This window comes from Desulfonatronum lacustre DSM 10312 (assembly GCF_000519265.1).
Classification (GTDB): Bacteria; Desulfobacterota; Desulfovibrionia; order Desulfovibrionales; family Desulfonatronaceae; genus Desulfonatronum; species Desulfonatronum lacustre.
The window spans coordinates 2,246,165-2,259,259 of sequence record NZ_KI912608.1; the positions used below are offsets into that span (position 1 = coordinate 2,246,165).

Below are 13,095 nucleotides of genomic sequence, written 5' to 3' on the forward strand. Positions count from 1 at the left end.
ATAAATAATATCACAAATCGACTCGCCAACGCAATATGGTTTCTTAAAAACCACTTAAAATATTTTTTTCACAAACTGACACCCCCTTGACATCGATTTCCAAAATATGCTTAACACTGCTTACTCCAGAAACAACAAAATTTTAGACTATTAACGCATTAATATTATTTACATTCATATAAACACTCCCACCAAGCTCATACATTGAAGACATTTCTTGTTATTTTCTTTTTTCTTATTCCATAAACAAGAAGTGGACATCGCCATATTTTTGTGCATGATGGCTTGCTTTTTTAGTTGTGTAAGATTTTGATACGTTATTTTTTAAAGTGTATTTTGTCCAAAAAAATTTCTTCAACATAAACATACTCTTTTATAAAAAGGCTCATCATGGTTTTTACTTGGTTTGACTTCGCCATATTGCTCTTTTTTATCGCCGGAACTCTGTTTGCCGCCGTTCCGTTGCTTGTATCCCGCCTCATCGCACCCCGTTACAAAGGCGGCGACCTGCCCTTTCCCTATGAATGCGGCTTACCGCCCCACGGTTCCGCATGGACCAGATTCGGGGTCAACCACCTACGAGGATCAGTACGCCACCACCGAGGACGTGGACAAACCGTCCAGAACCGCAACGCCTGTTTCGTCCTCAACCCCTCCTGACGGCAGGACAATCTGATGCGGACATTGGCCTACGTCGCCTTCGGCGTCCACCTTGGAGCCCAAATCCTTGGCACCTCACTCTCGCGGCAGTTCTGTCGCGGATTATCGTAAAAGACTCTTAACCCTTTTGAAGGAGATGTCCTCGTGAGTAAATATTTCATCAAGACCAACCAGAACCGCTGCATCGACTGCAGGGCCTGCGAGATTCACTGCCAGGCCAAGAACGAGCTGCCGCCCGGAGTTCGGTTCGGCAAGATGATCAACGCCGGACCGGTCATGAAGAAAGGGCTACCCAGGATCATGAACATGTTCATCCCCTGCTTTCATTGCGATCCGGCCTGGTGCATCCTGTCCTGCCCCACAGGAGCCATGACCAGGCGAGGCCAGGACGGTATTGTTTATGTTCAAACAAATCTCTGCGTCGGGTGCAAGGCCTGCATCCAGGCCTGTCCCTGGAATGTCCCGGCCCTGAACAAAGACACGAAAAAGGCCTTCAAGTGCGATTTGTGCATGGATCGACTGGATCAAGGCTTGAAGCCAGCCTGTGTAAGCGGATGTACGGCGCATGCCTTGGAACTTTTGCCAGCCGCGGAGATTTCCTTCAAAAAAACCGAGGCGACTGCAGTCGGGTTGCTTCTTCAGAAGCATCGATCATTGCCCAGGCAGTAAGGCGAGGCAGGGCAATACGCAGGATTTCGTGAACAGTGTAACATGCAGGGGGAGGTATGGAATGCACGGAAAAACATTTTTGATTGCAGCGTTACTGCTGACATTTGGGACGATCATGATAGCATCCGAATCGGGCTGGGCCCAGGTGTCCAACCTCCAGGAGGCCATTGACGCAGCTCCCAGAGGCACGGAACGGGGCGAAATCGATCCCGCCGCGCCCCTCGGCTATCTCGGCATTCCGGGCGGTCCTCAGATCAATCTGATCCTGGCCTTCATCTGGGCCATCTGGGTCGGCTGGATTTTCTCCACCGTGGGCGCCTTCGGCGGGATCATGGCCGGCGTCGGACACATCACGGTCTACGGGCTGGGCAACTATGCCGGTACGTTCCGGCAGACCGCCCCGACCATCAACAGGGCCGTCACGGACTCCATCCGTGTTTCCAACCAATTCATGGTCGGAACCAGCGCTCTGATCTCCTCCATCAACTACTACAAGATGGGCCGGCTCGTGTTGCCGGTGGCCGCGGCCTTGGCCATCGGGTCCATCGCGGGAAGCTATCTGATTCCCTTGCTGACGGCCGGTAAAGTATCCTTCCGCGATTATGTCGGGTATTTCGGAATCTTCGTCTTGTTCCTGGGCTGCTATATGCTCTACGAAACCACGCCGCGCGGCGCGGCCGGCAAGAAAAAGGCCAAGCAGGCCGCGGACGCTTTTGAATCCACGATGAAAAAGAAACGATCCGGCGAAAAAGTGGACACCAGCGAACTGGGCGTGAAGATGACCAAGTTTTCTCTCGGCAAGATCGCGTTCACCTTCTACGGCGTCGAATTCTCCTTCAACCCCTTGTTTCCGGTTCTCGGCGGCTTCGTCATCGCGGCCATCGCGGCCTTCCTGGGCGTGGGCGGCGGGTTCATGCTCGTGCCCTTCCTGACCAGCGTCACCGGCCTGCCCATGTACCTCTCCGCCGGCACGTCCGCCCTGGCCGTGCTCATCGGGATGATCACCAGCATCCTGAGCTATCTGCAGCAGGGCGTTCTTGTTCACTGGCCGCTCATCGGCACCCAGCTGGTGGGCATTGTCGTCGGCTCCATGGTCGGTCCGTACACTTCCCAGTACATCCCGGACAAATGGCTGAAACGCGTGTTCATCGTCCTGGCCTTCTACGTCGGTCTGGACTTCATGGCCCGCGGCTTTCTGGGCAAGAACATCATGACCATGTTCTTCGGCTAGATCGACAACCTTCTTGGAGAAAAAGGCTGGCGGCTACCGCCAGCCTTTTTTTTCCCTTCAATCTGGGATATGTAATCCTGTATGCAAGAAATTCACGAAATCCTCGGCTCCATCCATCTCTGGCTGGATGCCTTCCTCATCTCCGCCTTTCGCCTCCTTTCCAATCCCGTCAGCGGTTTTTTCTTCGGCACATTTATTTTGACCGTCTGGTGTACCCTGGTCGGCGAGCTGACTTCTCTCGGGGTCGGGCGCATGAACCGTAAGTATATCAAGAAATTGGAACAGGAGTCCATCCGCCTGCACAACCTTTCCGTGAAGGCGATCATTCACAAGGACAAGGAGAGCTACCGGGCCTGCAACAAGATGGCCAATGAAGCCTGGGGCAAGTACTTTTTCGCCACCATTTCCCAGGGCGCGGCTTCGGTCTGGCCCGTGCCCTTCGCCCTGGCCTGGATGCACACCCGGTTCGCGGCCGTTGAATTCGAACTGGCCTATCCTATCCCCTTGCTTCCCGATGTCGTGGGCTACTCGGCCGTGTTCATCCCCATGTACATCCTGGTCCGGATCTGCTTTGCCAAGCTCAAACCCTGGCTGCCTTTTTTCCATGGCGACGACGCGCCCAAACTGCGCCGTCCAGGGCAGGAAGAGGAAAAAATGATTACCTGGGCGGATGTGGACAAGCACAAGGGGTTGCCGGGTTGATCGCTTCGCCGACGTGCTCCCGCAACCGTCCTCCCTATCCCAAGGTTCCGCTGTCGCAGCGGCCACGTTCCGCCGGAGGCCCCGTAATGCCCAGACATCAGCTGATGATCCTGCCCGTCTTGTTGTTTCTTTTCTTCCTGACGGCGTGTGGCGATCAGCCAGAACCCGTCAAAGTAGACTTGACCTTGCGCGAGGAACAGGCATCCGGAGAGCGCCAGCCGGTAATCACCTATGCCTACCTGCCCCAGTTCTCGCATACCGTTTCCTTCGAGCGGCATCACAAGCTGGTCCAGCATCTCTCTGAAACCACGGGACTGAACATCCAGCAGATCTTTCCTGAAACCTTCCATGAGCACATGCTCATGGTCGCCCAGGGCAAGATCGACATTTCCTACGCCAACCCCTTTGTCTACGCCCTGACAGCGGAGCATTCCGGAGCCAAGGTCTTTGCAAAAATCGTGGAGCCCAGCGGCGAAGCGACCTTTGGGGGGCTGATCATCGCCCGGGCGGACAACCCGGACATCCGCACCCTGCAAGACTGTCGAGGCAAACGCTGGATCGCCGTGGACCAGTTCTCAGCAGGAGGTTATCTGTTCGGCCTCGGTCATTTCATGGATAACGGTATCCGGCCCGAGGACTTTGCGGAAATCGTCTTCGCTCCCGGACCGGGCGGCAAACAGGAAAGCGTCATCCTCGGCATCTACGCCGGGCGCTACGACGTGGGCACGGTTCGTGAGGGTGCGTTGGAACTGCTGCAGGACAAGATCGACCTGGACCAGATCACCATTCTGGCCCGCACCCCGCGCTACCCGGGCTGGAGCTTTGCGGCCCGGGCCGGATTGGCTGACGAGGTCGTCCGGGACATCAAGGAGGCCATGTTCGCCCTGGACATCGCCGACCCGGAACACCGCCTGATCCTTGAAAGCGCGGCCATGCGCGGCATCCTCCCGGCCGCTCCCGAAGATTTCGACGCCGTGCGCGAGCTGGTCCGGCGGGCCGGGCTGGAATAGCCGCCGACGGGGGCGCCCTCAGTCCGTTGAAAAACGCCCAATTGCTGCGTCGCTGCAATTGTTTTTGCCAACAAAGGACTTTTCCAGCACTCAGCCATGCACGCCGTTCTCCAGTACCTTTCCCGCCTTTCCTTCCAGACCAAGATCAATCTCGGCCTGGCCCTGATCATCGTCTGTTTCGGCTTTCTCCTGGGGGCCATCAACTACGCGGTCAGTTCCAGGGCCGTGCTTCGGGAAGCCCTGCTCCGGGGTGAAGTGCTCTCCGTGAACCTCTCGGCCCGCTCCACGGAGTCCATCCTGTCCATGAATTTCCTGCGACTGACCAACCTGGTGACCGAAATGGTGGACAGGGACGACCAAAAGGACCTGGTCTACGCCTTCATCGTCGACCGCCACGGCCAGGTCATGGCCCACACCTTTCGCGACGGGTTTCCCGTGGCCCTGCTCCAGGTCAATCAGGTGGAGGACCACCGGCCCTTCGCCATGCGCTTTCTGGATACCGGGCGGGAACGGCTGTACGACTTCGCCGCGCCGGTGATGGTCGGAACCTCGCGGCTGGGCACGGTGCGCATTGCCTTGTCCCACACCACCATCAAGGCGGCCATCGACCGCCTGATGTGGATCAACCTGGCCGCCACCGCCGGGGCGACCCTGCTGGCCCTGATCGGCGGAAGCTTCTTCGCCCGCACCGTGACCCGACGGATCAACGCATTGCGCCACTCCGCGGAGCAAGTGGTCAAGGGCAACCTGGATGTGCAGATCAGCCCCGCTCCGGGCAGGAACTGCTGGGAAATCATGAACTGCAAGGAGCAGCGTTGCCCGGCCCACGAAGACCGTCTGCGCCGTTGCTGGTACCTCGCCGGAACCTTTTGTCCGGACTGCTCCCCGGGCAGCTTTCCGGAAAAGCTCGACGACTGCCGGAACTGTCCGGTCTACCGCCGCAACGCCGGCGACGAGATCCAGAGCCTGGCCGAATCCTTTGACTTCATGGCCCTGACCTTGAAGAACCACATCGAGGAACTCCGCCGTTCCGAGCGCAACCTGGCCCGACAAAAACAGCTGTTGAACACCATTCTGGACGTCACTCCGGACATGGTCACCCTCCAGGACGAAGAGCTGACCTATCTCGCCGTAAACAAGGCCTTTTGTCGCCATGTGGGCCGGGAGGAGTCCGAGATCATCGGCAGTACGGACTTCGACATCTTCAGCGACGAGCAGGCGGACCGAAATTTTCACGAAGACATGCAGATCCTGCTCACCAGCCATCCCCTGTCCAAGGAAATCATGACCCGGGGGAGCAAGGGCAAAAAATGGCACCATGTGGTCAAGGTTCCGGTGGTGGAGAACGACAGGATCATCGGACTCCTGACCACGGCCCGGGACATCACCGTGGTCAAGCAATACCAGGAAAAACTGATCCATTCCCAGAAAATGGAGGACCTGGGACGGCTGGCCGGAGGCGTGGCCCATGAAATCAACACCCCGCTGAGCATCATCCTCGGCTACTCCCAATTGCTGCTCAAGGATTTCCCCACCGACGCCCCCGTGGCCCAGGACATCGGGATCATCGAAAAACAAGCCCAGGTCTGCCGCAAGATCGTGGCCGACCTGCTCAGTTTCTCCCGAACCACGGAACAGGCCGCCCAGCCCATGGACATCAACGACTCGCTGCGGGAGGTGTCCGCGTTGGTGGAGCACATCTTCAGGCAGAACCGGATCGTCATCAATCTGCGTCTGGACGACCGCATCCCCCCCATTTCCGGGGACAAGGAGCGCCTGAAACAAGTCTGGATAAATCTGTTCAACAACGCGGCGGACGCCATCGGGATGGACGGATGCATTTCCGTCACCTCCAAGCTCTGCGCCCATCGTCGCCGGTTGGTGGTGGCCGTGGCCGACACCGGCGGCGGGGTGGCCGAAGACGACCTGGACAAGATCTTCGAGCCGTTTTTCACCACCAAGCCCGTGGACAAGGGCACGGGCCTGGGACTGTCCGTAACCTTCGGCATCATCAAGGATCATGGCGGCCGGATCAGCGCCATCAGCCCGGTGCCCAGCGAATATGTGGACGTCTCCCCGAACTGCTCCGGCTATTCCGGACCGGGAACGGTCTTTTTCGTGGAGCTGCCCCTGGAAGGCAACGAACTCCCCCCGGACGAGTGCATTGAAATTCCCAAAAAGGAGGCATGATGGCCGAAATTCTGGTTTTGGACGACGTCTTGGACGTGGGCGTGATGCTGCGCCGCATCCTGACCCGCAAGGGCCATCAGGTTCATGTGTTCAGCGACGAGGAGCCTGCCTTGGAGCATGCCCGCAAAAACCCGGTGGACATGGCCATCCTGGACATCAAGCTGAAGAAGATGAGCGGCGTGGAAGTCCTGGATGAGCTGAAAAAAATCAACCCGAAGATCCGGGTGATGATGCTCACCGGCTACCCCACCCTGGAAACGGCCAAGGAAGCCTTGCAACTGGGAGCGGACGAATACTGCGTCAAGCCCATCGACATCGACGAGTTGGAAGAGAAAACCGCCGAGATTCTGGGCAAGGGGTGAGGGGGGCACCACCATGGCTCTTGCATCCATCAAGCGCTGGGCTGAACGGGTCTTTACCCCGGATGAGGCGGTGCGCCGCCAATTCAGTCTGTTTCGCGAGTTGCTGCATGAAGACAAGCTCTGCCTGAAAGCCATTGCCCGCCTGGAAGAAATCGGCCGGGAACCGATTTTGGTCGACTGGTCACGGGTGGAACTGCTGACGCGTCACCTTCTGGACGGTATGGACCGACTGGCGGACCGACTCCAGGGCATGGCCCCGGACGGCTACCCGGGCCTTGCTCCGGCTTGCGGGCGCATCCGCGAGGAGATTGAAATTCTGCTTGGCCGGGAAGACTGGCGACCGGAAGGACCGTACGTGCTGCATCTCGAAAAAGGCCCCGCCACGGAGGGCGACCACGAAGTCATGGGCGGCAAGGCCCGTGGGCTGGCCCGGATCATCGCCCAAACTGAAATTCCGGTGCCCCCGTCCCTGGTGGTTACCACCAACGCCTACCAGCGCTTTCTGGAGTCCAACGGGCTACGAGAGATGATTCGCAAGAAGCTCCTGACCCTGGACTTTCGCCGACCCGAACGCCTGGAGCGGATCGCGGCCCGGATCCGGGAAGTTATCCTCCAGGGCGACGTTCCCGAGGACATGACAGAGGAGATCGAAACGGCCCTGGACCGGCTCAGCGCCCAGGCCAAAGCCCTGTCCGGAAGCACCGGCAAGACGCCGGTGGAACTGCTACTCGCCGTACGTAGCAGCGCCTTGGCCGAGGACGGCGACGCCTCCTTCGCCGGGCAGTACGCCACGCGACTCAACGTCTCCCGTCGGGATTTCTGGTCCGCTTACAAGGACGTCCTGGCCGGAAAGTTCACTTCCAAAGCCCTGACCTATCGCCTGCACTACGGACTGAGCGACGCCCAGACGGCCATGGCCGCGCTGGTTCTGCCGATGGTCGAGGCCAAAGCCAGCGGCGTGGTCTACAGCCGCGACCCGCTGGACCTGTGCAAGGGCGCCTGTCTGGTGATCTCCGCCGTGGCCGGGGCGGGAAGCAGATTGGTGGACGGCAGCGCGGTTCCGGACACCTTTCTGGTCTCCCGCCAGGATCCGGCCCGTTTTCTGGCCAAGCAGGCCGCTCCGGAACAGGACGACCGCCCCCTGCCCACCTTGCGACGCGACGAACTCTGCCTGGACGACGCCTCCGCCACGACCCTGGCCCGGTGGGGCTTGGAACTGGAGCAGGTCTTCGGTTGTCCCCAGGACATCGAATGGGCCCAGGATCACTCCGGCAACCTGATGATCCTTCAATCCCGCCCGATCCACGTCACAGCCACGGGGGAAGACAACGACAGCGCTCCGTCGGGAGTCATGGACGAGGCGGACCGCGCCACCCCCCAGCCCTCGGACCACGTGGCCTCGATCCTGGACCTGGGCACTCCGGCCAGCACCGGGGTCGCTTCGGGCCGGATACACCGCATCACTTCGGAAGCGGACCTGGACGCCGTGCCCCAGGGGGCCGTGGTCCTTGCTCCGGGCATTCCGCCCTCCCTGGTCCAAATCGTCCACAAGGCGGCCGGCGTGATCGCCGAGCAGGGCGGCAAAGCCAGCCATTTCGCCTCCGTGGCCCGGGAGTTCGGCCTGCCGGTGATCGTCGGTATCGGCAGCGGGGCCGCGATCCTGGAACAGGACCGCCTGGTGACCATGGACGCCCACCGCGGCGTGGTCTACGACGGCGAAGTCCGGGAGCTGCTTCAATGGCAACAAAAGCAGCGGGCCAAGCCGCCCACACCCTTCCAGCGACGGATGGCCCCGCTGCTCAAGCTGATCGCGTCCCTGAATCTGACCGATCCGGAGGCCGATACCTTCACCCCGGAGCACTGCCGCAGCGTGCACGACGTGGTCCGGTTCGTTCATGAGCACGGCACCCGGGAAATGTTCTCCCTGATGGACGTCAAGGGCCGGGGCATGCGCCGAGCTAAGCCGCTGGAAAGCGAGATTCCCATCGTCATGCACGTCCTGGACCTGGGCGACGGGCTTCACGCCGGGGCCGAGAACGAGCGCGCCCTGACCCTGGAGCACGTCCATAGCGGGCCGATGCTGGCCGTGTGGGCCGGACTGACGGACAAAGACGTGGCCTGGTCCGAAGGGCTACTGCATCTGGACTGGGAACGCTTCGATCAGGTCAGCGGCGGCATCTTCAGCCTCAAGTCCTCCCTTTTAAGCAGCTATGCCCTGCTGGCCCGCCACTACGCCCACCTGCTACTGCGCTTCGGCTACCATTTCGCCGTGCTGGACTGCCTGGCCGGAGAACGGGCCGAGGAAAACTACATCCAGTTCCGGTTCAAGGGCGGAGGCGGAGCCGACGATAAAAAAGCCTGGCGCCTGGAGATGATCCGGGCCGTGCTCCGGGCCTTTGACTTCCAGGTCCGAATCCGGGAAGACCTCCTGGAAGCCAAATGCACCCGCCAGGACCAGCGCCGCACCGAGCTGCGGCTGAACATCCTGGGGTACCTCCTGGGACGCACCCCTCTGCTGGACATGGCCCTGGAAAGCCGCGAACATGCGCTACGCTTGGCTGAGGAGATGCGGACCAAATGGAGCCGGCCCGAGGAGCGATCATGAGCGAGACAGGAGCATACCCCCTCTACTGGGTCACCCCGAACCTAGCCACCGGACCGGCTCCCATGTCCTACGACCACCTGGACCATCTCCGGGCCGAAGGCGTGGATGCTATTCTGAATCTGTGCGCCGAATACTGCGACCTGCACGACATCGAATTCAAGCAGGGCTTCGAGGTCCACTATCTGCCCATCGAGGACGAGGAAGCACCCCAACTCCAGGCATTGGAAGAAGCCCTGGCCTGGCTGGACGAGGCCATCTACCTGGGCAAGAAGGTCTACGTCCATTGCCGCCACGGCATTGGGCGGACCGGAACCGTCATCTCGGCCTACCTCCTGCGGCGAGGCCTGGGCAGCAAGCTGGTCAAGCAGAAGATCAAAAAGCTGCGCTCCCAGCCGGCCAATTTCGATCAATGGTGGCTGGTGCGCAAAATCGGCAAGAAGGAAGGCCGACTGACCATCCGGGAACCCTCTCTGGAATGGAAGTCCCTGGTGGACCTGAGCCCGTTCTTCGCGGACCATGAAGCCCTGCTTTTCGAGATCGACAATCGCCTGCGGGAGCAGGGCGTCGACGCCCTCTGCGGGGCCGACCATGCCGTGTGCTGTTCACGCTGCGACGTGGAGGTATCCCTGGTCGAAGCGGCCCATCTGACACACCATTTGAACCGGAAAATGCATAGCGCCCAACGGTTGGAGGTCATCAAGCAGTGCGGAGAGATTTCCAGGGCCTGTCGCGCCCTTCGCAAGCGCTCCAGAGAGCAAGGCGAGATCGACACACGGCTCAGCGCTCCGCAAGGTCACATCTGTCCGCTGTCCAGAGACGAACGCTGCCTGATTTTTTCCTCTCGCCCGCTGTCTTGCCGGTTTTCCGACCTGCCGGAAACCTCCTCCGAAACCGCGTTCATCAAGCACTGCCAAGACCGTACCGAGGAATTGTCCCAGGGGCTGTTCCTGGCCCTGGCCGGAAAATTTCCCCACCGCAAACACGTCTCCTTTCCTCTGATCGACGTGGTTTCCGGGAGGTTCATCCAGTCTTTTTTTCATCTGTTGTCCGGCCAGAACGCAGTGCCTGATGCCGGAACGAGCCAGACTGGAAGGATTGAACAGCCTCTTCCAGGCAGCACGCTCACGAGCCAGGGGGAATAGAAATTAGGCGACGTTCATTTCCCTGATCTACCTGATCTACCTGATCTACCTGATCAGAGCACCCATCAAGGAGCTACTCGGCCCACAGCAATTCCACGTCCAACGTCCAAGAACCCGGAATTGCTGGAGTAAGCAGAAAATCTGTATCAATCCAGCTCTAGATTTACAGAGCGCACAGTTTTCAGCCATCATGACATCCCTTCCTCAACGTTCAGAGATGCTTCAGGTAGGACGCACCGAGATTGTTCATCTGCCTCTCAATTTGCCGGGTTCTTTGCTGCATGTACCCGGAAGGGGCAACAATGCTGAACCTTTTTGGATTGGGCAACACGGCGGCCATGAGCGCAGCCTCTCTCCTGGTCAGCTGAGAAGGCTCCTTACCGAGGAATATTACTGCCGCTGATTGCACCCCATAGACGCCGTCCCCAAACTCCGCGATGTTGAGATATATTTCCAGAATCCGTCTCTTGGACCAGAGCATCTCCATCAATAACGCAAACCAAGCTTCAAAACCTTTGCGCACAAAACTTTGGCCTTCCCACAGAAAAAGATTCTTGGCTGCCTGCTGTGTTATAGTGCTGGCTCCACGAATTCGCCCTTTGGTTCGCCTTTCTTCCAGAGCGTCACTAATGGATTGAAAATCAAACCCTCTGTGGTGTGGAAACTTCTGGTCCTCAGACGCAACCACGGCAAGGCCCATGTGCGGCGATATGAACTCCCAGTCTACCCATTGGTAATGGATTCGTGCAGACTTGTCCTGCTGAAACAAGCCGTCCAATTGTCTTTTGACCATGAACGCACTGGTTGGGGGAGGAACAAAGCGAAGAATTCCTATCAGGAAAACTGAAACAATCACCAAGGTAAAAACCGTAAACGCAACCATTCGTACGATAAATTTAGCGAGAATTAGCCGCTTCTTCGCTTTTGAGCTTGTTTTTCTTGATTTATTTCTTTTAAACATTTTCAAAACTTGATTATTTGTCGATTGCTGCAGCTCACCGAATCGCCAGCCAAGCCGTGAACGTCTTCCGGAGCCAGGGATTATCAAAACCAGGACGAGCCGCATGGCGTTCCTTGACCTTCAGCCAGCCGTCTTCTAGGGAAAGCTCGCTTGTTACCACCCTGATGCGCATGTCGTTTCCGTGAAACCATAACGTTGAAAAACTCCCAATTGCTGCGTCGCGGCAAAAAGTTCAAACTCTCACGTATCAATAAATACGCTTCGACCTTGATTCGATTGCCAGGATGGCAAATCGATAATGTGGCGAAGCCACAGCCCGTAGGGGCCGGACACAGGACGTGTCCGAATAGCTTTTTCTTGAACGGACTGCCGACAAAGGACGTTTTCAACACTCAGATAAAGGAGAAATATTTCATGGGATTTTTCAGTTCCTCTTCGCAAATATCGCGTTTTGCCCTGCCTAGCCTGGATGTCGCTGACTTCAAGGAAAGGCTGACCGCCTTCGCTTTCCAGGATATCGAGAAATCAGCCGAAGAGCTTTCCGTCGGCTGGACCTCCATCGATGACATGGACGATACGACGTTCGCCCTGACCCCGATTCAGAAGGGGGTGCTGTACACCTGGGCCTTGCGCATCGATACGCGCAAAGTCAAGCCCGCTGTGTTGAGCCGTCTGGCCAAGAAACGCATCACGGAAGAAGCCGACCGGGAGGGCAAGGCCGTGCCCAAGGACCGGCGTCAGGAGATCAAGGAACAGACCAAGCTGCACCTGCTGATGAAGACCCAGCCCGAGGCCCGGACCATCGACGTGCTCTACGCTCCGCAGGAAGAGGTGGTCTATTTCTTCTCCAACAACAAGTTCGCGGTGGAAACCTTCACCGAGCTTTTCGAGCAAACCTTCGGCGTGGAACTGGAACGCCTGACTCCAGCCTGGCTGGCCAGACGCCTGGCGGGTCAAAAACGGGCCGAAGAGGTGTTCGAGGCTGGCATCGACGCCTATGACGCCCCTTTGCCGACCACAGTCCCCTCGTTGTTCCTGGCCCACTTGTTGCGCACAGCCGTGGATGGCGGGTCCATCAACGGGGTGCACCTGGAGTCCGGCGGGAAAGTGGCTTTGGAAAAGCTCGTCGGCGACGGTCTGGAAAAATGCACGGTCTCCGGCTGGCAGGGCGACCCCATGGATGAACTGCTCATCGCCATGGCCGACGCCAAGCGCATCTCAGCGGCCAACCTGACCCTGAACGACGAAAACACCCAGGAATCCTGGTCGGCCAGCGTGAGCGCAAACTTCGAGATGAACGTCAAAACGCCCAAGGTCGATGTTCAGGACAAGGAAGACCTGGACGGAGTATTTCTGGAAAAATTCTTCCTGGTCGAACGGTTCTTTCAGATGTGGGACGACCTGTACAAGGAGTTTCTCGCTGCCTGGACCCCGGCCCTGGAAAGAGAGATCGCTGCATGGGCAAATCGATTAGCGCCGGGCAAGCAGGATGAAGGTAAGGAAGTAGGAGCAACTCCGGACACCCGTGCAGTATAGGGCACAGCGTCGGCCATCGTCGGAAAG

Annotated in this window: 10 protein-coding genes; 9 read left to right on the top strand and 1 reads right to left on the bottom strand. The window is 58.5% G+C overall.

Features of this window, described 5'->3' with window-relative positions:
• Positions 1-804 precede the first annotated feature (804 nt).
• The 8 genes from DESLA_RS0110665 to DESLA_RS20025 all read left to right on the top strand — a co-directional run bounded on the left by DESLA_RS0110665 (position 805) and on the right by DESLA_RS20025 (position 10,571).
• Positions 805-1,329, top strand: coding sequence for a 4Fe-4S dicluster domain-containing protein (locus DESLA_RS0110665; protein WP_028572433.1), 525 nt, complete (start codon positions 805-807; stop codon positions 1,327-1,329).
• 61 nt (positions 1,330-1,390) lie between these two features.
• Positions 1,391-2,560 (top strand): sulfite exporter TauE/SafE family protein, encoded by a 1,170-nt coding sequence (locus DESLA_RS0110670; protein WP_028572434.1) that lies wholly within the window; start codon positions 1,391-1,393, stop codon positions 2,558-2,560.
• Positions 2,561-2,641: 81 nt separating this feature from the next.
• Positions 2,642-3,262, top strand: coding sequence for a hypothetical protein (locus DESLA_RS20015; protein ID WP_051434595.1), 621 nt, complete (start codon positions 2,642-2,644; stop codon positions 3,260-3,262).
• Positions 3,263-3,348: 86 nt separating this feature from the next.
• Positions 3,349-4,272, top strand: coding sequence for a phosphate/phosphite/phosphonate ABC transporter substrate-binding protein (locus tag DESLA_RS0110680; RefSeq protein ID WP_028572435.1), 924 nt, complete (start codon positions 3,349-3,351; stop codon positions 4,270-4,272).
• A gap of 96 nt (positions 4,273-4,368) precedes the next feature.
• On the top strand, positions 4,369-6,462 hold the full coding sequence (locus tag DESLA_RS0110685) for an ATP-binding protein (protein ID WP_028572436.1): 2,094 nt from the start codon (positions 4,369-4,371) through the stop codon (positions 6,460-6,462).
• Positions 6,462-6,824 carry a response regulator gene (locus DESLA_RS0110690; RefSeq protein ID WP_028572437.1) on the top strand — a complete coding sequence of 121 codons (363 nt, stop codon included), beginning with the start codon at positions 6,462-6,464 and terminating at the stop codon, positions 6,822-6,824. The genes DESLA_RS0110685 and DESLA_RS0110690 overlap by 1 nt, the downstream gene beginning before the upstream one ends.
• 13 nt (positions 6,825-6,837) lie before the next feature.
• On the top strand, positions 6,838-9,429 hold the full coding sequence (locus DESLA_RS20020) for a PEP/pyruvate-binding domain-containing protein (RefSeq protein ID WP_051434596.1): 2,592 nt from the start codon (positions 6,838-6,840) through the stop codon (positions 9,427-9,429).
• Complete coding sequence (locus tag DESLA_RS20025) at positions 9,426-10,571, top strand: protein-tyrosine phosphatase family protein (protein ID WP_084032214.1); 1,146 nt, start codon at positions 9,426-9,428, stop codon at positions 10,569-10,571. The genes DESLA_RS20020 and DESLA_RS20025 overlap by 4 nt, the downstream gene beginning before the upstream one ends.
• 211 nt (positions 10,572-10,782) lie before the next feature.
• Here DESLA_RS20025 and mtgA read toward each other — a convergent pair whose 3' ends face one another.
• Entirely contained in the window at positions 10,783-11,637 is an 855-nt protein-coding gene (mtgA, locus tag DESLA_RS0110705; RefSeq protein WP_245590046.1) for a monofunctional biosynthetic peptidoglycan transglycosylase, read from the bottom strand.
• 309 nt (positions 11,638-11,946) lie between these two features.
• Between mtgA and rdgC the strand changes: the two genes are divergently transcribed.
• The gene (gene rdgC / locus DESLA_RS0110710) at positions 11,947-13,068 is read left to right on the top strand and encodes a recombination-associated protein RdgC (protein ID WP_028572439.1); all 1,122 of its coding nucleotides are present in this window, start codon (positions 11,947-11,949) and stop codon (positions 13,066-13,068) included.
• Positions 13,069-13,095 lie beyond the last annotated feature (27 nt).

Excerpts from the sequence above, each read along its gene's own strand:
- DESLA_RS0110680 (WP_028572435.1), top strand. The coding sequence starts at position 3,349 with ATGCCCAGACATCAGCTGATGATCCTGCCCGTCTTGTTGTTTCTTTTC.
- DESLA_RS20025 (WP_084032214.1), top strand. The coding sequence starts at position 9,426 with ATGAGCGAGACAGGAGCATACCCCCTCTACTGGGTCACCCCGAACCTA.
- DESLA_RS20015 (WP_051434595.1), top strand. The coding sequence starts at position 2,642 with ATGCAAGAAATTCACGAAATCCTCGGCTCCATCCATCTCTGGCTGGAT.
- mtgA (WP_245590046.1), bottom strand. The coding sequence starts at position 11,637 with ATGCGGCTCGTCCTGGTTTTGATAATCCCTGGCTCCGGAAGACGTTCA.
- rdgC (WP_028572439.1), top strand. The coding sequence starts at position 11,947 with ATGGGATTTTTCAGTTCCTCTTCGCAAATATCGCGTTTTGCCCTGCCT.
- DESLA_RS0110670 (WP_028572434.1), top strand. The coding sequence starts at position 1,391 with ATGCACGGAAAAACATTTTTGATTGCAGCGTTACTGCTGACATTTGGG.
- DESLA_RS0110690 (WP_028572437.1), top strand. The coding sequence starts at position 6,462 with ATGGCCGAAATTCTGGTTTTGGACGACGTCTTGGACGTGGGCGTGATG.
- DESLA_RS20020 (WP_051434596.1), top strand. The coding sequence starts at position 6,838 with ATGGCTCTTGCATCCATCAAGCGCTGGGCTGAACGGGTCTTTACCCCG.
- DESLA_RS0110685 (WP_028572436.1), top strand. The coding sequence starts at position 4,369 with ATGCACGCCGTTCTCCAGTACCTTTCCCGCCTTTCCTTCCAGACCAAG.